The 18965-nt window shown below is 67.2% G+C and carries 17 protein-coding genes; 4 read left to right on the top strand and 13 right to left on the bottom strand.

Annotated elements, in window-relative coordinates; all coding sequences use genetic code 11:
• Positions 1-501: 501 nt before the first annotated feature.
• The 5 genes from ABE472_RS11460 to ABE472_RS11440 all read right to left on the bottom strand — a co-directional run bounded on the left by ABE472_RS11460 (position 502) and on the right by ABE472_RS11440 (position 8343).
• Complete coding sequence (locus ABE472_RS11460) at positions 502-3324, bottom strand: TonB-dependent receptor (RefSeq protein ID WP_346466218.1); 2823 nt, start codon at positions 3322-3324, stop codon at positions 502-504.
• A gap of 431 nt (positions 3325-3755) precedes the next feature.
• On the bottom strand, positions 3756-5066 hold the full coding sequence (locus tag ABE472_RS11455) for an ABC transporter permease (protein WP_313208848.1): 1311 nt from the start codon (positions 5064-5066) through the stop codon (positions 3756-3758).
• 10 nt (positions 5067-5076) lie between these two features.
• Positions 5077-6237 carry an FtsX-like permease family protein gene (locus tag ABE472_RS11450; protein WP_313208847.1) on the bottom strand — a complete coding sequence of 387 codons (1161 nt, stop codon included), beginning with the start codon at positions 6235-6237 and terminating at the stop codon, positions 5077-5079.
• A 14-nt stretch (positions 6238-6251) separates the two neighbouring features.
• Complete coding sequence (locus tag ABE472_RS11445) at positions 6252-6941, bottom strand: ABC transporter ATP-binding protein (RefSeq protein ID WP_313208846.1); 690 nt, start codon at positions 6939-6941, stop codon at positions 6252-6254.
• A 166-nt stretch (positions 6942-7107) separates the two neighbouring features.
• Positions 7108-8343: an efflux RND transporter periplasmic adaptor subunit gene (locus ABE472_RS11440; RefSeq protein WP_313219916.1), complete on the bottom strand. Its 1236-nt coding sequence runs from the start codon at positions 8341-8343 to the stop codon at positions 7108-7110.
• 205 nt (positions 8344-8548) lie between these two features.
• Between ABE472_RS11440 and ABE472_RS11435 the strand changes: the two genes are divergently transcribed.
• From ABE472_RS11435 to ABE472_RS11420, 4 genes are read left to right on the top strand one after another with little or no spacing between them, the layout of a single operon-like run.
• Positions 8549-9448, top strand: coding sequence for an ABC transporter ATP-binding protein (locus ABE472_RS11435; RefSeq protein WP_346466217.1), 900 nt, complete (start codon positions 8549-8551; stop codon positions 9446-9448).
• On the top strand, positions 9445-10215 hold the full coding sequence (locus ABE472_RS11430) for an ABC transporter permease (protein WP_346466216.1): 771 nt from the start codon (positions 9445-9447) through the stop codon (positions 10213-10215). The genes ABE472_RS11435 and ABE472_RS11430 overlap by 4 nt, the downstream gene beginning before the upstream one ends.
• 6 nt (positions 10216-10221) lie before the next feature.
• A complete protein-coding gene (locus ABE472_RS11425) occupies positions 10222-11457 on the top strand; it encodes a sensor histidine kinase (protein WP_346466215.1) in 1236 nt (411 codons plus the stop codon).
• A complete protein-coding gene (locus ABE472_RS11420; protein WP_123731154.1) occupies positions 11454-12056 on the top strand; it encodes a response regulator transcription factor in 603 nt (200 codons plus the stop codon). Before ABE472_RS11425 ends, ABE472_RS11420 begins: the two co-directional genes overlap by 4 nt.
• Positions 12057-12177: 121 nt before the next feature.
• Here the strand turns inward: ABE472_RS11420 and ABE472_RS11415 are convergent, their stop codons facing one another.
• From ABE472_RS11415 to ABE472_RS11380, 8 genes are all read right to left on the bottom strand, one after another.
• Complete coding sequence (locus tag ABE472_RS11415) at positions 12178-12744, bottom strand: cytochrome b/b6 domain-containing protein (RefSeq protein WP_313208840.1); 567 nt, start codon at positions 12742-12744, stop codon at positions 12178-12180.
• Positions 12741-13853: a catalase family peroxidase gene (locus ABE472_RS11410; protein ID WP_346464193.1), complete on the bottom strand. Its 1113-nt coding sequence runs from the start codon at positions 13851-13853 to the stop codon at positions 12741-12743. The genes ABE472_RS11415 and ABE472_RS11410 overlap by 4 nt, the downstream gene beginning before the upstream one ends.
• A 166-nt stretch (positions 13854-14019) precedes the next feature.
• Positions 14020-15387 carry a leucyl aminopeptidase family protein gene (locus ABE472_RS11405; RefSeq protein ID WP_313208838.1) on the bottom strand — a complete coding sequence of 456 codons (1368 nt, stop codon included), beginning with the start codon at positions 15385-15387 and terminating at the stop codon, positions 14020-14022.
• A gap of 28 nt (positions 15388-15415) precedes the next feature.
• Complete coding sequence (locus tag ABE472_RS11400; RefSeq protein WP_102788871.1) at positions 15416-16126, bottom strand: HAD family hydrolase; 711 nt, start codon at positions 16124-16126, stop codon at positions 15416-15418.
• A gap of 64 nt (positions 16127-16190) precedes the next feature.
• Positions 16191-16667: a hypothetical protein gene (locus ABE472_RS11395; RefSeq protein ID WP_346464190.1), complete on the bottom strand. Its 477-nt coding sequence runs from the start codon at positions 16665-16667 to the stop codon at positions 16191-16193.
• Between the two features lie 85 nt (positions 16668-16752).
• Positions 16753-17844, bottom strand: a complete 1092-nt coding sequence (locus ABE472_RS11390; RefSeq protein ID WP_313208836.1) for an AI-2E family transporter — start codon at positions 17842-17844, stop codon at positions 16753-16755.
• Between the two features lie 136 nt (positions 17845-17980).
• Positions 17981-18463, bottom strand: coding sequence for a protein sip-5 (locus ABE472_RS11385; protein WP_313208835.1), 483 nt, complete (start codon positions 18461-18463; stop codon positions 17981-17983).
• Positions 18460-18960: a phage holin family protein gene (locus tag ABE472_RS11380; RefSeq protein ID WP_313208834.1), complete on the bottom strand. Its 501-nt coding sequence runs from the start codon at positions 18958-18960 to the stop codon at positions 18460-18462. The genes ABE472_RS11385 and ABE472_RS11380 overlap by 4 nt, the downstream gene beginning before the upstream one ends.
• Positions 18961-18965 lie beyond the last annotated feature (5 nt).

Below are 18965 nucleotides of genomic sequence, written 5' to 3'. Positions count from 1 at the left end.
CGTAGCCAAGCAGGTGAAGCGGAGTCTGTGAGGCGGAGCAAAGCAACGCTGAGCCCATCAAGCTGGGCGGATCAATGCTGAGCAGATCAAAGCCGCGCAGATCAAAAGCGAGTAGATCAAAAGCCGCAGCCGCGGTGCCGCTTTCCCATTGCGTACCAGCCCACTGTCAAAGGGTGGGCACGGGTGGGTTGGCGGGACCGTATGCCGCCATGGATGGCGGCATACGAGCTTACATGGACGTACTTGCAGCGGGTCCCGGCAACCCACCCGTGCCCGCCCAAGCCAGGGCGAGTCCAACACTAGAGGCTGTTGCTCTGAAAGCTGTTGCTCTGAAGGCTGTTGCTCTAGAAGCGTCGCTCTAAAGGCAGTCGCTCTAGAAGTCATAACTCCAAAACTGCAGAACCAAAAAAAAGACGGCGCCCGAAGGCGCCGTCTTACTTCCACTCTGCGGCTTGGAGAGAGTAAGCCGCAGATCAGAAAAGGTGGATCAGGCGAACCCGATCAGAAACGCTGCTGATACTTCATGTACATATAGCGGCCGATATCGAACCCACCGTAGTACGTGAAGCTGCTGTTCGGCTGGCTGTACATGATCGGACCCTGATGGTCGAACACATTGTTCAGGCCCATCGAGACCGTGCCATTCCACGGCAGCACATAACGCACCTGGATATCGTGGAACGTGTTCGAGCCCACCTTGTTGATGCCCTGGCGGCCCGTGTACGCCGAACTGAAGCCCGGATTGCTGCACTCGGTCGTGTACGCACAGTTCTCCTTCATGCTGGAGTAGTAACGCGCCGTCCAGCCGAGGCCGAAGTTGCCGTACTGATAGTCCAGATTGAGGTTCGAACGCACGCGGAAGTTGCCTTCCCAGCCCGTGTACTGACGCACCGGGGTGGTGTCGACGTTGTCGTTCTTGCGCTCCAGGTAGTCCACGTACGTGGTGTTCCAGGAGACCGCGAACTTGCCGATCGCCAGCTCCGGCAGACGGTAACGGACCGACAGGTCATAGCCGGCCGTTTCCTGGTAGCCCGCGTTCAACAGCGTGCGGTCCAGACCGTTGACCTGACCGATGGTGCGGCCCGACTTGGCACGGGTGAAGCGGTCGCATGCGGCATCCACACCCAGCACGTAGCACTGGTTGAGCATGTCCGTGGCCGACTCACCGACGATCACGTCGTTGATGCGGATCTTCCACCAGTCCAGGCTCAGGTCCAGGCCCGAGACGAACTCCGGGCTGTAGACCACGCCCACGGTCCAGGTCTTGGCGGTTTCCGGCTTCAGTGCGGCGTTGGAGCCCGAGCTGAAGTCCGTGCCACCCTGCTGGCCCGGTACCGTCGCGGCGGTGCCGTCAGCGGCGAGCTGGCGGAAGTTGGCCGGGACCCCGTTGGCCAGGCAGCGCGCCAGGACCTGCGGGTTGTTGGCAGCCGCGCCGAAGCTGGTGTCGCACGGATCGGTGTACGAATCGCGCGTGCTGGTGGTGCCGCCGTACAGATCTTCCACGGTCGGTGCACGGAAGCCGGTGCCGTAGGTGGCGCGCACCAGCAGGCTGTCGATCGGCTTCCACTTCAGGCCGAACTTGGTGTTCGTGGTCGAGCCGAAGTTGTTGTAGTCCGAATAGCGACCGGCCATGTCCAGCGACAGTTCACGCGCGAAGGCCATGTCGGCGAGCAGCGGGACCTGCAGTTCCAGGTAGACCTCGTTGAGCGAGTAGTCGCCCTGGGTCGGCTGGCCGGTGGTGCCGGCGATCTGGCCCTTCTGGACCATCAGGTCCGGCGAGTAGCTGGCTTCTTCACTGCGGTGCTCCACGCCCAGTGCACCCAGGATGTCACCGGCCGGCAGGCTGAACAGCGAGCCGGAGATGTTGGCGCTGGCCACCTTGGTGGTGCTCTGCATCGTGTCGGTGAAGCGGGTGAACAGGAAGTCCTGCACGTCCTGGTTGCTCAGCGAGCCCGGGCCGGTATAGCCCATCGGGGCCAGCGGGTTCCACGGGGTGCAGCCGGCAATCACGTTGCCGACGCTACCGCAATGGGCGACGTTGTTGGCATCCAGGAACGACGGGCCGACCGACTGGTTCACGTTCGGCTGGTACATGCTGCCCGTGCCGATGCGCTCGCCTTCATTGCGGTTGTACATGTAGCTGACGTTCCAGTCCCAGTACCGCGAACCGGTCTCGAAGCTGCCTTCCAGGCCCAGGCTGGCGCGCTTGGTGGTCAGGTTGTTTTCGGTGCCGCGCGGCAGCTCTTCGGTGCGATGCGCGAAGGCAACGTCACGACCGAACGGGTTGAACGCGCTGTCCTTGGACAGCAGCGCACGCGAACCGGTGCTCTGGTACGGGTAGCCGGCCAGCTGCTTGCTGGACTCGCGCTCGCTGTACAGTGCATCGGCGACCAGGCGCAGGTCATCGGTGATCGAGAAGCCACCGTTGGCGAACACCGACTTGCGCTGCAGCCCGGTGACCAGGCTCATGTTGGTCTTGGTGTTGGCGTCGTTGGCCTTGTCCGCCGGCTTGAAATTGCCCAGCTGGGTCGGATCGCCGCCCGGGCCCACGCTGAGGTTCCTGCCATCCACGGTCGCGTAGCCCCACGGGGTGACGCCGCTCAGGCCGTCGCCGGTGTGGCGCGGGCCGTTCGGGTATGCGGTGAACGCACGCGCGCCGCCCAGGACCGGATCTTCGTCGGTGTACTCGCCACCCACGGTGACCCAGCCACGGTCGAAGGTCTTGCCGAAGGTCGCGCTGTAGGCGGTCTTCTGGCCGTCGCCTTCGCTGTACTGGCCGACGTAGGCGCTGACTTCGGCACCGTCGAAGTTCTTGCGGGTGATGATGTTGACCACGCCGGCAATGGCGTCCGAGCCGTACAGGGCCGAGGCACCGTCGGTCAGCACTTCCACGCGCTCCACGATCGAGGACGGGATCGAGGCCAGATCGGAGTAACCGCCGGCGCTGACGCCCATGCGGCGGCCGTCGATCAGCACCAGGCTGCGTTCCGGGCCCAGGTTGCGCAGGCTCACGTACATGCCGCCGAAGTCGCGACCCGATTCCAGCGAGGAGGCACGGCTCATGCTCGGCGAACCGGCGGCGGTGACGTCCTGCAGGATGTCGGCGACGTTGACGTAGCCCTTCTTCTCGATCTCGGCGCGATTCAGCGCGACGACCGGCTGGGCCGATTCGACACTGGCCTGGCGGATGCGCGAGCCGGTGATCTCGATGCGATCCAGGTTGGTGGTGCCGTCATCGGCACTCTGTGCGAAGGCGGGGGCACTGCAGCTGGCGACAAGCGCGATGGCGATCGCGTTGCGCAGCGGATTGGTCTTCAAATACATCCGTGCGTTTCTCTTTCTCTGTAAAAACATTCGCCCGTTGGGGCGGCGTGGGGAACAACACACCACGACGTGGGGGGCGGGAGTCTAATGACTTTTCAAATTTTTTACTTTCATTTGAAAGCGTAAAAACCGCTTTAAATGAACGATGGCTGACAAAACCACGCATTCAGACGAAACCTTTTTCACATCGTCGTGCAGCGCGAAGACAACAGCACCCTCGCAGTGGGCCGAGGCAGCAATAGCGGCGACGTGCGAGGCAACTTGAGTGCGTGCGGCGTGTCGTCGCAGCGCGCGTACAGCTGCGCGATCGACAGCTAAACGTGCAGTGAACACGCACGCACAAAAAAAGAACCGCACTCTTGCAAGTGCGGTTCCAGACTTGGTATTTCGCGTGCGCGATCACGCGCACGCGCGTTGTTCAAACGTATCGCTCAGGTCTCGCGCAATGCCGTGGTGATCGGCAGCCGCGCCGCGCGCAGTGCCGGGAACAGGCCGCCGACCAGGCCGATGCCGAGTGCCCACTTCAGGCCCGTCCACAGCAGCTGCGGGGAAACCTGGAACTGGAACACCACCTGGCTGAAGTTGTTGCCCAGCGTGGAGACGGTGTAGTTGTTGAACACCAGCCACGCCACCAGCCCACCGAGCAGGCCGCCGAGCAGGGCCAGCAGCATCGTCTCCAGCATCACCGCGGTCACCACCGGCACGCCGCGGAATCCAATCGCGCGCATGGTGGCGATCTCGCGCGCGCGCGTGGCCACGGCCGCGTACATTGTGTTGAGCGCACCGAACACCGCGCCGATCGCCATGATCGCGCCGATCACCGTGCCCAGAATGCTGATCAGCTTGCTCAGGCCGCCGGACTGCTTGCGGTAGTAGTCACGGGTAGTCTCCACATCCAGCTTCAGGCGCGGGTCCGCCTCCATGGCGTCCTTGAACTGCTTGAAGCCCGCCGCCCCCTCGGTGCGCACGTTGACCGACTGATACGCACTGCGGTTGTAGGTGGTGGACAGCGTCTGCGTGTCCGACCACAGCTCCGACTCGTGCACATCGTTGGAGGCGAACACGCCCACCACGGTCCATTCCTGCTTGCCCAGCTGCAGGGTCTTGCCGATCTCCAGGCCCTCGAACTGTGCCTGCGCGCCCTTGCCGACCACGATTTCGCGCAGGCCGGGCTTGAACCTGCGGCCCGCGATGATGCGCACGTTGTCGCGTACCGCCCACGCCTGCTCGCCGACGCCACGGAACTGCACGTTGGTATCGCTGTGGTCGCTGCGCGAGAGCAGGCTGATCACCTGCGACAGCTCGGCGGAGATCAGCGGCTTGCCGTCGCTGCCACGGGCCACGCCGGGCAGGTTCTCGATCAACGGGACCTGGTCGCGCATGATCACCGAGTTGGTTTCCGCCTGCGAGCCGCCGCGCAGCACGATCGCCACGTCATCGCTGCCGCTGCGCTCCAGGGTGGCCTTGAAGCCATCGCCCATGGCCAGCATCGCCACCAGCACACCGACCACGCCGGCGATGCCGACCACGATCACCGAGGAGGCACCCCAGCGCTGCGGCAGGCTGGCGATGCCGATCCGTGCGGCTGCCAGCGACAAGCGGCCACTGCGGGTAAGCACCAGCCACGCGGCCAGCAGCACGGCGATCGCCAGCACCATCCACCACGGCAGCACGATCCACACCACCAGGGCGACCAGCAGCGCTACCACGGTCACTACGTTCCACATCCAGTGCGTTTTCATGGTGGTCTCCTCAGCGCCCGGCCAATGCATCGACGATCTTCAACCGCTGCGCCCGCAATGCCGGCAGCAGGCCCACCACGATTCCGATCACCGCCATCAGGCACAGCGCCACCCCCCACGTCTGCGCTGGCACGCCGGGCAGGCTGATCATGCCCTGGCTGCTGGCGCTGATCACCGGCATCACGATCGAGGCCAGGCCCATGCCGATCAGCCCGCCGAGCACGATCAGCAGCACCGACTCGACCATCACCAGGACCAGCACGGTGCCATCCTTGAAGCCCAGCGTCTTGAGGATCGCCAGCTCCGGGATGCGCTCGCGCACGGCCTGGGCCATGGTGTTGCCGGTCAGCAGCACCAGGGTGAAGAACACCGCGGCCATGATGCCGGTGACGATCAGGCCGATATCGGCGAACTGTTTCGCGAAGGCCTGCGAGAACGAGGCCTCGGTCTGCGACTTGGTCTCATGATCGGAGTTCAGCGACAGCGCATCGATCGCCTGCGCCACGCGTGAGGCATGGGCAGGGTTCTCCAGTTGCACGGTATAGAAACTGACCTGGTTCTTGATGTAGTCGTTGGATTCATCGAAGTAGCTCCAGTGCAGCATCATCTGGTTCTCCGCACCGGCGTTGTTGCGGTCCCTGGCCCGGAAGATGCCGGTCAATTCCAGCGGCCAGTCGTTGCTGCCCTTGCGCGGGAAGATCGTGGCCTGCATCGGAATGGTGTCGCCCAGCTTCCAGCCGAAGCGCTTGGCCAGGGCTTCACCGACCAGTGCACCGGTCCGGGTGTTCTTGAATGCCTCGGCCTGCTCGGGCGGCAGCTCGAACTCCGGGTACAGGTCCATGTAGTTGTCCGAGACCGAGAAACTCGGGAAGAAGTTCTTCTGGTCCTGGTAGATGCCGCCGAACCACATGGCGTAGTTGACCTTGCGCACGCCCGGGGTGGCTTCGATATCGCGCAGCAGCCGCAGGGGCAGGCTCTGGGTGATCGAGAGCTTGGAGGAGACCACCAGCCGCTTGGCGCCTTCGATGGTGTCACCGCCGGAGTTGAACGCCACCCGGACCGAATCGAGCATGCCGAACAGCAGGAAGGCCGCCACCACCGACAACAACGTCAGCAGGGTGCGGGTCTTGCTGCGGAACAGCTGTGCCCAGACCAGCGAAAAGTATTTCATCGCCGCCTCCTCCGTCAGTGGGCCGCTGGCGCGTCGGCCAGTTCGCCCTTGTCCAGGTGCACCGTGTGCGTGGCGTACTCGGCGGCCTTGGGATCATGGGTGACCATGATGATGGTCTTGCCGTGCTCGCGGTTGAGCTGCTGCAGCAGCCCCAGGATCTCCTCGGCGGACTGGCGGTCCAGGTCACCGGTGGGCTCATCGCAGATCAGGAAGGTCGGGTCGGAAACGATCGCGCGGGCGATCGCCACGCGCTGCTGCTGGCCACCGGACAGTTCGTTGGGGCGGTGGCTGCGGCGGTCGGCCAGGCCGACCAGGGTCAGCGCGATTTCGGCATTGCGCTTGCGCTGCGCTGGGCCCAGGTGCGTGAGCAGCAGCGGCAGCTCCACATTCTTCTGGGCGGTCAGCATCGGCATCAGGTTGTAGAACTGGAACACGAAGCCGACGTGGTGGCTGCGCCAGGTCGAGAGCTGGCCGCCGCTCATGCGGTCGATGCGCTCGCCTTCGATCTCGATCTCGCCGGCGGTGGGCGTATCCAACCCACCGATCAGATTCAGCAGGGTCGTCTTGCCCGAGCCGGAGGGGCCCATCAACGCGACGAAATCGCCCGCCTGGATGTCCAGATCGATGCCGTGCAGCACCTGCACTTTCTCGGGGCCGCGCTGGTAGGTCTTGGTGATGTTGCGGAGCGAAACCAGGGTGGACATGGGTGGTTCTCCATGGATCGGGAAGAAAGAGCGTACGGCGCGCCCGGGCGAGGGCCGCCGGGTTCCGCGGTGACGGACAGCCGCCACCGTGCGCGCCGTGACGGCACGAGGGAATCGCACTTGCCGCGAGCGTGAGAGCGGCTCGCGTGACGCAGCTGTCAGCCGGTCAGGGGGTTTCGGTGACCTTGCTGCCGTCGTGCAGCTCGGCCGGTGGGGTGGTTACCACGACCTCGCCGGCGCTCAGGCCCCGGGTGACCTGGCGGTCGTTGTTGAGCGTGGTGCCCACGGTGATCGCGCGCTGTTCCACCCGCGCATCGTCCTTGACCACGAAGGCGACGGTCTTCTGCTCGCGCTCCACGATCGCCGAAGCCGGCACGCGCACACCCTGCGGTTTGGCGGCTTCGGCGGGCTGGGCGCTTTCCAGGAAGCTGACCCGCACGCCCATCTCGGGAACGATGCGCGGGTCCTTTGTCTTCAGCGCCACGCGCACTTTCACGGTGGCCTTGCCGCGGTCGGCGGTGGGGATGATCGCGATCACTTCGGCCGGAATCTTCCAGTCCGGGTAGGCATTGAGGGTGGCTTCGACCGGCATCTTCGGCTGCACGCGGCCGATGAAGGATTCGCCGACCTCGACTTCGATCTCCAGCGACTCCATGTCCACGATGGTGCCGATGCCGGTCCGGGTGAACCCGCCGCCCGCCGACAGCGGCGAGACGATTTCGCCAGGCTGCGCGGCCTTGGCGGTGACCACGCCAGAGAACGGCGCGCGCACGATGTTGTTGTCCACGCCGAGGTCGGCGATCGCCAGCGAATCACTGGCCACGGTGGTGTTGCGCTGGGCAGTACGCAGTTGCGCGCGCAGGTTGTCGCGCTGGGCGATGGCCAGGTCGTACTGCGAGCGCGAGACCAGCTGCTGGCCGACCAGTGCCTGCAGGCGGCCGGCTTCGGCATCGGCCTGGGCCACCTGGGCCTGGAGACCGGCGAGCTGGCTGCGCGCCGCCTCCAGCTGCGAGGCCGAGAGGCTGCGCTGGGCGTTGGCATCGATCGGGTCGAGCGTGGCCATCACCTGGCCCTCTTCCACGCGCATGCCTTCTTCGATCATCACCTCACGCACCTTGCCGGTGATCTTGGCCGAGACCGTGGCCATGCGCCGGGCGACCACATAGCCGCTGGCGTCGAGCACCGAGCTGCTGGCACCGCCCTGCTGGATCGCCACCACGGGCGCGGTGGTCACGGCGATCGGGCGCTCGCGACCGAGCACGAACCAGGCCAGGCCGGCCAACACAATGAGAAGGACGATCGCCAGCACGATCCAGCGGCCGCGTCGCGAGGGCGACGGGGGCGGGGAACCGGCCTTGCGGTCGATGCGGAGTTCCTTGAGCAGTTCAGCGGATGCGTTCATCGTGAGTCTGGACGGGGAATCGGGCCGAGTGTGACCGCATCGGCGGCCTGGGGGCAAACCGGCACGGTGGCCGGGGTGGTCCACAGCATGCCCGGCAGCATGGCGCTGCGGCAGTGACAGCTGTCACCTGCATGGGCTGACGACGGCCACTGGGGTGGCCGCGGCCGGCAGCAGAAGCTGTGGGTGTCCTCTCCGGGAGTCCGCCATGACTGAATCCACTGCCTCGCCACTGGCCTGTCTGCACGACGTCCAGGTCCACTACGGTGACGTCGCCGCCCTGCAGGGCGTGAGTTTCTCGCTGCACCGCGGTGAAGTGCTGGCCCTGCTCGGCCGCAACGGCGCCGGCAAGAGCACGGCCATTTCGCTGCTGCTGGGCCTGCGCCGCGCGTATGCGGGTCGGGTGGAGCTGCTCGGCGGCGACCCGCAGGATCGGGACCGTCGCGGCGGCATCGGGGTGATGCTGCAGGCCACCGCGTTGCCACCGGTGCTGCAGGTCCGGGAGCTGATTGATCTGGCGCGCACCTGTTACGTCGATCCGCGCTCACTGGCGGACTGCCTTGCACTGGCCGGGCTGACCGATCTTGCCCGGCGTCGCTACGGAACGCTGTCCGGCGGCCAGCAGCGCCGGGTGCAGTTCGCCATCGCGGTCTGCGGGCGGCCGCAGTTGCTGTTCCTCGATGAGCCGACCACCGGCCTGGATATCCAGGCACGGCAGCAGCTCTGGCAGGCGATCCGGCAGCTGGCGGCCGAGGGCTGCGGTGTGCTGCTGACCACGCATTATCTGGAAGAAGCCGAGGCGCTGGCCCAGCGCGTGGTGGTGATCGAACAGGGCCGGGTGCTGGCCGATGGTCCGCTGGCGCAGTTCCGCCAGCAGCTCGCGCCGCGTCGCATCCGCTGCCGCAGCGCACTGGACGTGGAGACGCTGAAGACCTGGCCGGGCGTGCGCGAGGTGGTCCGCGATGGACTGCGCCTGCAGCTGCTGGCCGAACCGGCCGAGCCGGTGGTCGCGCGCCTGCTCGCCGAAGATCCGCAGCTGCAGGAACTGGACGTGCATGGCGGCGGGCTGGCCGACGCCTTCGTTGAACTGACCCGGGAGGCCGCATGAACACCGTGACTGAAACCGTATCCGCCACGTCCGCCCGCGCGCCCGCGTGGCCGATCTACCGCGCCGAGATCGTGTGCGAACTGCGGCGTGCCTGGCGCTATCCGGGTTTCGTGCTGCCGTCGCTGCTGTTCCCGGTGTTGTTCTATTCCCTGTTCGGTGTGCTGCTCGGTCGCGGCCAGGCCTCGATCTATCTGCTGGCCACCTACTGCGTGTTCGGTGCAATGGCGCCGGCGCTGTTCGGCTTCGGCGTGCAGTTGGCGCTGGACCGCGAGGGCGGCCTGCTCACACTCAAGCGTGCACTGCCGATGCCACCGATGGCACCCCTGCTCGCGCGTCTGCTGATGGCCGTCCTGTTCGCGGTGCTGGTGGCGATGCTGCTCATGGCGGTGGCGATGGGCGCTGGTGTGTCTGTCACCCCTTGGGCCGCGCTTCATCTGCTGGCGGTGGCGGCGTTCGCGGCGCTGCCGCTGGGCGCGATCGGCCTGTTGATCGGCAGCCATGTCAGCGCCAACGCGGCGCCGGCGGTGGTCAACCTGGTCTATCTGCCGCTGGCGTTGTTGTCCGGGCTGTGGCTGCCGCTGTCGATGCTGCCACCGCTGTTCAGCGCCATGGCGCCGCTGTGGCCGACCTGGCATCTGGCCCAGCTGGCATTGCCGGCGGTCGGTCAGCCGGCGCAGGGCAGTGCCTGGGTCCACGTGGCCGTACTGCTTTGCATTACCGTCGTGGCGCTTGGGCTGGCACGGCGCCGCCTGCGGCGGATCGGCTGAAGTGGCATGATCGCGCCTGTTCGTTCTGCCTTGGAATCGTCCTTGTCCTTCAGTCGGCTCGCCTCCCTGCTGCGCCCCGCGCCGGATTCGGCCGTGGCCGAGAACCTGCGGCGCGGCAGATCGCCGTGGGTCGATGCGATCCACCTGCTGTGGACGCTGTGGGTGTTCCTGACGCCGCTGTTCGGCGGTGGCTACACGTGGCGATGGGCGGCGCTGACCCTGCTGACCTACCCGGTGTTCCTGGTCCTGTACGCCGGTGTGCTGCTCGCACCGCGTTGCCACGCGCCGCGCTATGCGCTGTCGATGGTGGTGCTGGGGCTGGTGCCGCTGGCGTGGTACCCCTCGGCGGTGAGCTACTTCATTTTCGGCTGTGTCACACTGCGCGTCTCGCGCCGCAGTGGCTATGGGCGCTATCTGCTGCAGCTGGTGGGCTTGAACGCGTTGTTCGTGGTGGTGGGTTTGTTGGCCCACTATCCGTGGCAGGCGCTGATCTGGATCCCGAGCATGGCGATGATCATCAGCCTGGTGGTCAATTTCGAAACCGCGAGCCATGAACAGGATGCAGCGCTGCAGCTGTCCCAGGACGAAGTGCGTCGGCTGGCGGCAACGGCCGAACGTGAGCGCATTGGCCGCGATCTGCACGATCTGCTGGGGCATACGCTGTCCTTGATCACCTTGAAGCTTGAGCTCTCGCGCAAGCTGGCCGACCGCGATCCAGCCGGCTCGCGCCGCGAAGTGGACGAGGCTGAAACGATCGCGCGGCAGGCGCTGGCCGAAGTGCGCAGTGCAGTCACCGGTATCCGCGCCAGCGATCTGGCGGCCGAACTCGCCTCGGCGCGGTTGCTGCTGGAGTACCAGCATGTGCATCTGCACTACGCGCCACCGCCGCCGATGCCGGTCGATACGGAGCGGGCGCTGTCGCTGGTGCTGCGCGAGGCGGTGACCAATGTCGCCCGTCATGCACAGGCGCGGCAGGCGTGGATCACCTTCGAGCAGGACGGGCGCAGTCTGTTGATGCAGATCCGTGATGACGGGCGCGGCGGTGCCCACGTCGATGGCAACGGCCTGACCGGGATGCGCGAACGCGTCGCTGCACTGCGTGGCACCCTGGCGGTGCAGTCCGCAAAAGGGGAGGGCACCTGCGTGACGGTGCGGGTCACCTTGCCGGCCGCGACCACCGCCGTGGTGGCGCCGGTGGAGGTGCCGACAGCGCCGTCGCTGCCTGCCGGGGGTGCATCATGATCCGCATCGTGCTCGCCGAAGACCAGGCGATGGTGCGCGGCGCCTTGTCCGCGCTGCTCGGGCTGGAGCCGGACATCGAGGTGCTGGGCAGCGCCGCCGATGGCGAAGCCGCGTGGCGGATGCTGCAGCAGCTGCAGCCGGACATCCTGGTCACCGATATCGAAATGCCCGGTCTGTCCGGGCTGGAACTGGCGCAGCGGATCGCCCGCCAGGGCCTGCCGATCAAGGTCGTGATCGTCACCACCTTCGCGCGCTCCGGCTTCCTGCGCCGCGCGCTGGATGCCGGCGTCTGCGGCTATCTGCTCAAGGATGCCCCGGCCGAACGCCTGGCCGATGCACTGCGCCAGGTGCAGCACGGCGGCCGCGCGATCGATCCGCAGCTGGCGCTGGATGCCTGGTCGCAGGCCGATCCGCTCAACGACCGCGAGCGCCAGGTGCTGCGCCTGTCCGGCGACGGCCGCTCGGCCAGCGAGATCGCCACCCAGCTCGGGCTCTCGCACGGGACGGTGCGCAACTACCTGTCCGAATGCATCGGCAAGCTCGGCGTGGCCAACCGCATCGAGGCGTATCGGCTGGCGCGGCAGAAAGGCTGGCTGTAGTGCCGGCCGCTGGCCGGCTCTGCATCCTCTCTGTCGAGAACAACGGGAGCCGGCCAGCGGCCGGCACTACCGGGGTGCCAGCGATGCATGCGATCCGATACCACCGACCAACGGTCGGTGGCTACCGGGGATCGGTGTCGGTGGGGGAGGTGCGGCCCGGCCCCTTCGCCATCGCCTGGAACACGCCATCGCGGCGCACCCACAGGTGGAACAGCGCGGCTGACAGATGCATCACCACCGTGGCGAACAGCACATAGGCGAGCAGGCTGTGCGCATTGCGCAGCGCCGCGTACAGCGCCGGGTTGTGCGGCAGGATCGCGGGCAGGTGCACGCCGCCGCCCATCACGATCGGGTAGCCGCCGGCAGAGAGCATGCCCCAGCCGACCAGCGGCATGGCCAGCATCAGCCCGTACAGCACCCAGTGCGAGGCATGCGCCGCCGCGGCCTGCCAGGCGGGCAGGTCGGCCGGCAGCGGCGGCGGGCGATGCCGCAGGCGGTTGTACAGGCGCACCAGCACCAGCAGCAGGATGGCGATGCCGAGTGGCCGATGCAGGTCGATCAGCATCGGCCGCCAGTGCAGTGACGCGACCATGGTCACGCCGACGAACAGCATGGTCAGGATCATCGCCGCCATCAGCCAGTGCAGGATGCGCGCGAGGAGATTGAAATGGCCGGCATCACGGTTCATCGCGCACCTTCCTTGCCCGTGGCGGCGGGCGCTTTGCCGCTGGCGATTTCGCGCTCGCGGCGATTGAACGATTGCGAATACACCGCCGAGCGTGCGGCCAGGATCGGATCATCCGTGCCGGCCACGCCGCTGGGCAGGATCAGCGGATCGTAGTTGAGGTCGCGGCAGGCACCGGTGGCCTGCGGCTGCATGCTGCTCAGGGTCAGCGTGCCGGCCTTCACCTGGCGGCGGTCTTCCGGCCACACCTGCGAGGGGTCATTGATCGGGTCGCCGTCGTTGGCGATCGTCACCCACATGTCCCAGCGCACCGGGCCCTGTGCCAGCCGCTGCGCGAACTCCTCACTGAGGAAATCATCGTCGGACTGCGCGCGCTGTTCCGGCGTCATGTCCTCGAAGGGCGCCTGTGGGCGCATGCTCCAGCGCACGAAGTGGTGGCTGCCATCGGCGGCGGTGAAACGAAAACTGTTGACGCCGTTGTAGGGGGTGTTGGCCCAGCTGTTCGACCACGGGGCGGTCTTGGCCCACTGCTGGAAGGCACGCGCGGAGGGGTACTTCTCCAGCACGGCGGCCATCTTTGCCGGGTCCGGTTTACCGGTGGCCGGGTCCGGCGTGCCGGCGCGGGTCTGTTCCAGGAAGGCCTCGGCGGTGGGCACCGCGAAGAACGGGAAGCTGTTCATCGCCATGCGCCATTCCTGCCCATCGTCGCTGACCAGCTGCAGCGCCATGCTGCGCACGCGGGCCTTGTTGTCGGCGCCATGCGGGTCGCCGCCGCCGATCGACAGGCGGCCCAACACCGGTACCTGGCGCTGCCGGAACACGCGGGCCGAACTCAGCGCCGCGCCTTCCGGCGTGCCCTGGAACACACCGCTGACGCAGACCCCCTTGGTATGCGCGCGGCGGAAGCCGGGCTGCGGGGGGCCGGTCGCCTCGATGGCATCGGTGAAGGTCTGCGCGGTGACGCGGTCGCGGCCGATCCAGCCGGCCAGCCAGGCGAAGGCCAGCACCAGGCCACCCGAGATCAGGGCGATCAGCGCGATCCACAGCAGCGGTGACTGAGGGCGTGGAGCGCCCGGTTCGCGACCAGCGCGGGTATAGCCGAAGAGCGACATGTCCGGATTCCTGCCTTCACGATGTGTGTGGGTGGGCGACAGGAGCATGGTGTCAGAACCCGGCGCAGGCCGATATTCACATTTTCGCCAACTCTGCAGAAACGACGATCCCCGCCGGAGCGGGGATCGTGGGAACAGCGCGTACCGGGTACTAGCCGGTGCAGCCTCAGGCGTACCGCGTCTTCAGCATCGCCCACGCCGAACGCAGCGCCAGCGCTTCGCCACCGGCCGGACGGCCCGGGCGTTCGCCGTCGTTCCAGGCGTAGACATCCAGATGCGCCCAGGTCTGGCCTTCGGCGATGAACCGCTCCAGGTACAGCGCGGCGGTGACCGAGCCGGCCATGCGCGAACCGGCGTTGGCCAGATCCGCGATGTTGCTGTGCAGGTAGCGCAGGTACGGGCGCCACAGCGGCATGCGCCAGACCGGATCGCGCACCGATTCACCGGCCTGCAGCCACTGCTGGGCCAGGGTGTCGTCGTTGCTGAACAGTGCCGGCAGGTCCGGGCCCAGCGCGATGCGGGCCGCGCCGGTCAGGGTGGCGAAATCGAGCACGATCTCCGGCTGCTGCTCGCTGGCGTAGGTCAGCGCATCGGCGAGGATCACGCGCCCTTCTGCATCGGTGTTGTCGATCTCGATGCTCAGGCCCTTGCGGGTGGCGATCACTTCGCCCGGGCGGAACGCATCCGGACCGATCGCGTTTTCCACCGCCGGGATCAGCAGGGTCAGCTGCACCGGCAACTGCTGGGCCATGATCAGGCCGGCCAGGCCCAGTGCGTGCGCGGCGCCGCCCATGTCCTTTTTCATGTTGCGCATGCCGTCACCCGGCTTGATGTCCAGCCCGCCGGTGTCAAAGCACACGCCCTTGCCGACCAGCGCCACGTGCGGCTGGCCTGCGTTGCCCCAGCGCAGCACGATCAGGCGGGGCGCGCGATGCGAGGCGCGGCCCACGGCGTGGATGGACGGGAAGTTCTGCTCCAGCAGCGCATCGCCGGTGATCACGTCGATCTGCGCACCATGCGCGGTGGCCAGTTCGCGCGCGGCATCTTCCAGCTGCTGCGGACCCATGTCCTCGGTCGGGGTGTTGACCCAGTCGCGCACGCGCAGGCTGGCGATGATCACATCGCGCACTTCGGCCGAAGGCGTGGCAGCCAGCTGGGCCGGCGCGCGGTTGGGCGTTCGGTAGCGCGCGAAGCGGTAGCTGCCCAGGCCCCAGCCGATCTGCAGCAGGGTCTCGATCTCCGGCGCCAGTGCATCCGCCAGTGTCCAGACAGTGCCTTCCGGCAGCGCGAACGGCGCGTGCGCGTAGCTGTAGACATCCCCCGGGTCGCCAACACCGACGATCGCGCCGGCCAGGCCGTGCTCGCCCGGCAGCAGCACCACGCTGCCACCGCTGCCGTTGAAGCGCTGCGCGTCCAGCCACGCGCCGAGCGCGTCGGATTGCTGCGCACGCCAGCCGGCGTACTGCTCGCGGGTCATCACATGCAGCGGCAGCGCATGCGAGGTGTCGGACGTGAAACCGTTGATCTGGGACATGGGACTCGAGTGCTCCTTGGGCGGCGGCTTACGCGTGCTGGGCGGATGCGTTCGCATCCAGCCAGTCGGCCAGCCCGGTCAGGGTGTCGAACTGCAGATCGGGCTGCAGTGAAGGGTGGGTCCAGGGGTGTTCTTCGCGGTTGATCCAGCAGCCGCGCAGGCCGGCCTGCATCGCCCCGACCACGTCCATCTCGGCGTGGTCGCCGACGTGCAGCACGTGGGCAGGGGCCACCGCGAGGCGCTCGCAGGCCGCATGGAAGATGCTCGCTGCGGGCTTGGCCGCGCCGTGCTCGCGCGAGCCGAGCTGGAAGGTGAAATGGTGGGACACGCCGATGCGCTGCAGGTCGGCATTGCCGTTGCTGAGGGCGGCGACCGGCACGCGTGCGGCGATCCGGGCCAGCGCGTCCATCGCATCCGGATAGAACTCGACCTGGTTGCGCGCGGCGTAGAACGCCTCGTAGGCAGGTTCCAGCAGGGCCGGATCGGCGCCGCTTTTCTCCAGCGCCTCGCTCAGCGTCAACCGGCGCAGCGCGCTCAGGTCGTAGTGCAGGTGCGGGTTGTCATGGAAGGAGCGCTCGCGCAGTTCGCGCATCGCCGCCACCGGGTACATCGCGGCGGTGGCGGGGCTGTGCTGGAGCATCCACTCGTACAACACCTGGTCGATGCGGGCGCCGATGGGGGCGAACGGCCACAAGGTGTCGTCGAGGTCGAGGGTGATGGCTTGGACGGGGAAATTCACCCCGCCATTCTACGCCTGCGCGCGCGGGCTTTCATGGCGCGCGCAGGCGCCGAGGTGAGGTGCTTCAGCGCAGGTCGTAGGAGCAGGCGATGGAGGCCTGGCCCTCGTCCTGCCGCACGCTCAGGTCGTGGCGGCCCACCTCCAGGGTGTAGTCGCCGGCTTCGTTGCGCGGAATCTTCGCCAGCGCTGCGATCTGTTCGATACCGGCTGTGCTGAAGTAGGCGGTATAGCTGTCGATGCTGTCCTCGCCGTTGGCACCGTCGTACAGGTGCAGGCGGTTCACTGGCTGGCCCAGCACGAGCAGCGGCGTGGTCAGCGCATACTCGCCATCGGACAGTTCGCCGTACGCCTGCAGCTCGGTCGGCTTGAGCACCTTCGCCACCGCGGCGAACTGCGCAGGCGTCAGGTGGCGCTTGCAGGTGACCGCCTCGACCAGCTGGCGGCTGGCCACCTCGGGGCTGGGTGGGGGAGCGGCCAACGTCGGGGCAGCGAGGGTGACAAGGCCGGCGAGGGCCAGGCAACGGGTAGCGAGGGAAGACATCAGGGCCGGGATCCATCCGAAAAGGTGCCGGTATTCTGGCACCACCGGGGATCGCGCAGCCAGCCGTACCCTTGGCCTTGACGGCTTATTCCAGCAGCTTGGCCCAGCCCTGGGTGCCATCCAGCCGCGCCAGCACCAGCTTGATGCAGACCAGCAACGGCACCGCCAGCAGCAGGCCGACCATGCCCCACAGCCAGCCGAACACCATCAGCGCCAGGATCAGGATCAGCGGCGAGATCGCCATCTGCCGGCCCAGTACGATCGGGGTCACCACCTGGCCTTCGATGGTGTGCAGCGCGAGGTAGCAGGCCGCGGGCAGTAGTGCTTTGAAGGGATCGCTGAACTCCACGAACCCCATCAGCAGCATCAGGGCCACGCCGATCAGCGGGCCGACGTAGGGCGCGAAGTTCAGCAGGGCCGCCACGGTGCCCCATAGCAGCGCCTCCTGCAGCGAAATGCCGAGCAGCAGCAGGATGCCGGAGAACACCAGGCCTACCAGCGTGTTGATCACGGTGATGGTGAGGACGTATCGGGAAACCTCGCGCTCGATCGAGCGCAGGATGTCCGTGGTGAAACGTTGCTGCTGGCGGCTGGGGAACAGCGCGATGGCATGCTTCTGCAGGTTCTGCCCGTAGATCATGAAGAACAGGGTCAACAGCACCACCGCCAGCACCGAGGCGGCCAGGCGTGGCGCGCGGGTCAGCACCTTGTAGGGATCATCGAGCTGGGTGCGCACGATCTGCACGCGGCGGCTGCCTTCGCCACCGGCGACGCGCGCGAAGTTCTCGGCGGCCTGGTTGGCCTGCTGCACCGGCTTGGTCAGGTTCTGCACCTGGCGGGCGACCTTGCGCAGCTGCTGCGGTGCTTCCTGGGCCCATTCCATCGCCGGGCCGACCAGCTGCACGCCGAGCGCGGCGGCACCACTCAGGCCGACGCCGAGCACCAGCACCGCGCCGAGAAACCGGGGAATCCAGATCTTCTGCAGCATCCGCAGGATCGGGTTGCCGACCAGTGCGAAGAACATGGCCAGCAGGATCGGCAGCACCACGTCCTGTGCCGCCCACAGGGTAAAGGCCACCGCCAGGGTGGCCAGGATCACCAGCGACATCGGCGCGCGCGGGCGCGGCGCAGGCGGTGCGACGACGGCTTCGGCAGAAGGGGGAACCGGGACGCTCATTCGGATCGCACACGGGAAAGGAGCGCCATTATTGGGCAAGCCGGGTGCGCATGGCGTGTGGGGTACGTGCAGACGAAGAAAGGCCCCGCGGCGGGTGCCGCAGGGCCTTCGGATGTTGCTGCCGACCGCACTGCGATCAGCGTTCGGACAGGTCCGTGGCCGCTTCGGCCGGTTGCGGCTGATGCGGCGAGGCCGGTTCGGCACGCCGTTCCGGGTTGAGCCGTGGCGTTGCCGGGGCCGCAGGCCTCGGAGCCGGAGCCGCCTGACGCGGCGCCTCATCGGTGGCCTCATCCACCTTGTCAGCAGCCTGCTCGGCGGTATCGGCCGCTTCGCTGGCCTGCATCGAGGCGAACGCGGCCTGGGTACTGGCCACCAGATTGGAGACCGAGCCGATCATCTGCAGCCACCGCGCGCCCTGCACCTTCGCGCCCAGGCCGGTGGGCTCCAGCTTGCCGGCCAGGAAACCGCCGGCCAGACCCACGGTGATGATGCGCAGCGGCGTCCATCCGGTCCGCCAGACGGTGCTGAGGGTGGACCAGCTGCTGCGGGTCTTCTCGACCCGCACCGCCACCACCAGCTCGGCGCGCTGGACGCGTTGCCGCAAGGCTTCGAAGTTCATCGCTTCACCCCCGTGGTATCGACGTCGGCATCGGGATCTTCCTCGCTGGGCTCGTCATACAGCCCCAACCGCGACAGCTGGCGGCGGGTGGCATGCATGCCGGTATGGCGGAAGAAGAACGACACCCGCCACATCGCGTAGCCGGTCACCAGCAGGCTGACGATCGAGGTGATCAACAGCGAATGGAACCAGGACAGGCCCCAGCGCTGCATCAGGGCGATCAGCGTGCCGGCCAGCAACAACCAGGCCGACGCGCCGAACACGATGGCCACGCCCGCCCAGGCCAATGCCCGGCCAAATGCGCTGCGCGCCAGTGCGAAGTCGGCCGAAGCCAACCGTCGCAGGGAGCGCAGGGTGTGCTTGGCCGAATCGACGGTCTCACGGCCGGCCTCACCGACCTGGCGGATGCTCTCGTCCAGGCGCGGTGCTTTTTCACCGCTGTCCGGTGGCGGGATATCCGCGCCACCGGCAGCGCTCGACTGGGCTTGATCGCTCACGCCGC

This window comes from Stenotrophomonas sp. TWI809, from assembly GCF_039673205.1.
Taxonomy (GTDB): Bacteria; Pseudomonadota; Gammaproteobacteria; order Xanthomonadales; family Xanthomonadaceae; genus Stenotrophomonas.
The sequence above is the reverse complement of the archived record's forward strand: the minus strand, read 5'-3'. Positions and strand labels throughout refer to the sequence as shown.

Excerpts from the sequence above, each read along its gene's own strand:
- ABE472_RS11390 (WP_313208836.1), bottom strand. The coding sequence starts at position 17,844 with ATGAGCGTCCCGGTTCCCCCTTCTGCCGAAGCCGTCGTCGCACCGCCT.
- ABE472_RS11440 (WP_313219916.1), bottom strand. The coding sequence starts at position 8,343 with ATGAACGCATCCGCTGAACTGCTCAAGGAACTCCGCATCGACCGCAAG.
- ABE472_RS11460 (WP_346466218.1), bottom strand. The coding sequence starts at position 3,324 with ATGTATTTGAAGACCAATCCGCTGCGCAACGCGATCGCCATCGCGCTT.
- ABE472_RS11455 (WP_313208848.1), bottom strand. The coding sequence starts at position 5,066 with ATGAAAACGCACTGGATGTGGAACGTAGTGACCGTGGTAGCGCTGCTG.
- ABE472_RS11415 (WP_313208840.1), bottom strand. The coding sequence starts at position 12,744 with ATGAACCGTGATGCCGGCCATTTCAATCTCCTCGCGCGCATCCTGCAC.
- ABE472_RS11410 (WP_346464193.1), bottom strand. The coding sequence starts at position 13,853 with ATGTCGCTCTTCGGCTATACCCGCGCTGGTCGCGAACCGGGCGCTCCA.
- ABE472_RS11405 (WP_313208838.1), bottom strand. The coding sequence starts at position 15,387 with ATGTCCCAGATCAACGGTTTCACGTCCGACACCTCGCATGCGCTGCCG.
- ABE472_RS11395 (WP_346464190.1), bottom strand. The coding sequence starts at position 16,667 with ATGTCTTCCCTCGCTACCCGTTGCCTGGCCCTCGCCGGCCTTGTCACC.
- ABE472_RS11425 (WP_346466215.1), top strand. The coding sequence starts at position 10,222 with ATGATCGCGCCTGTTCGTTCTGCCTTGGAATCGTCCTTGTCCTTCAGT.
- ABE472_RS11430 (WP_346466216.1), top strand. The coding sequence starts at position 9,445 with ATGAACACCGTGACTGAAACCGTATCCGCCACGTCCGCCCGCGCGCCC.
- ABE472_RS11445 (WP_313208846.1), bottom strand. The coding sequence starts at position 6,941 with ATGTCCACCCTGGTTTCGCTCCGCAACATCACCAAGACCTACCAGCGC.
- ABE472_RS11420 (WP_123731154.1), top strand. The coding sequence starts at position 11,454 with ATGATCCGCATCGTGCTCGCCGAAGACCAGGCGATGGTGCGCGGCGCC.
- ABE472_RS11450 (WP_313208847.1), bottom strand. The coding sequence starts at position 6,237 with ATGAAATACTTTTCGCTGGTCTGGGCACAGCTGTTCCGCAGCAAGACC.
- ABE472_RS11435 (WP_346466217.1), top strand. The coding sequence starts at position 8,549 with ATGACTGAATCCACTGCCTCGCCACTGGCCTGTCTGCACGACGTCCAG.
- ABE472_RS11385 (WP_313208835.1), bottom strand. The coding sequence starts at position 18,463 with ATGAACTTCGAAGCCTTGCGGCAACGCGTCCAGCGCGCCGAGCTGGTG.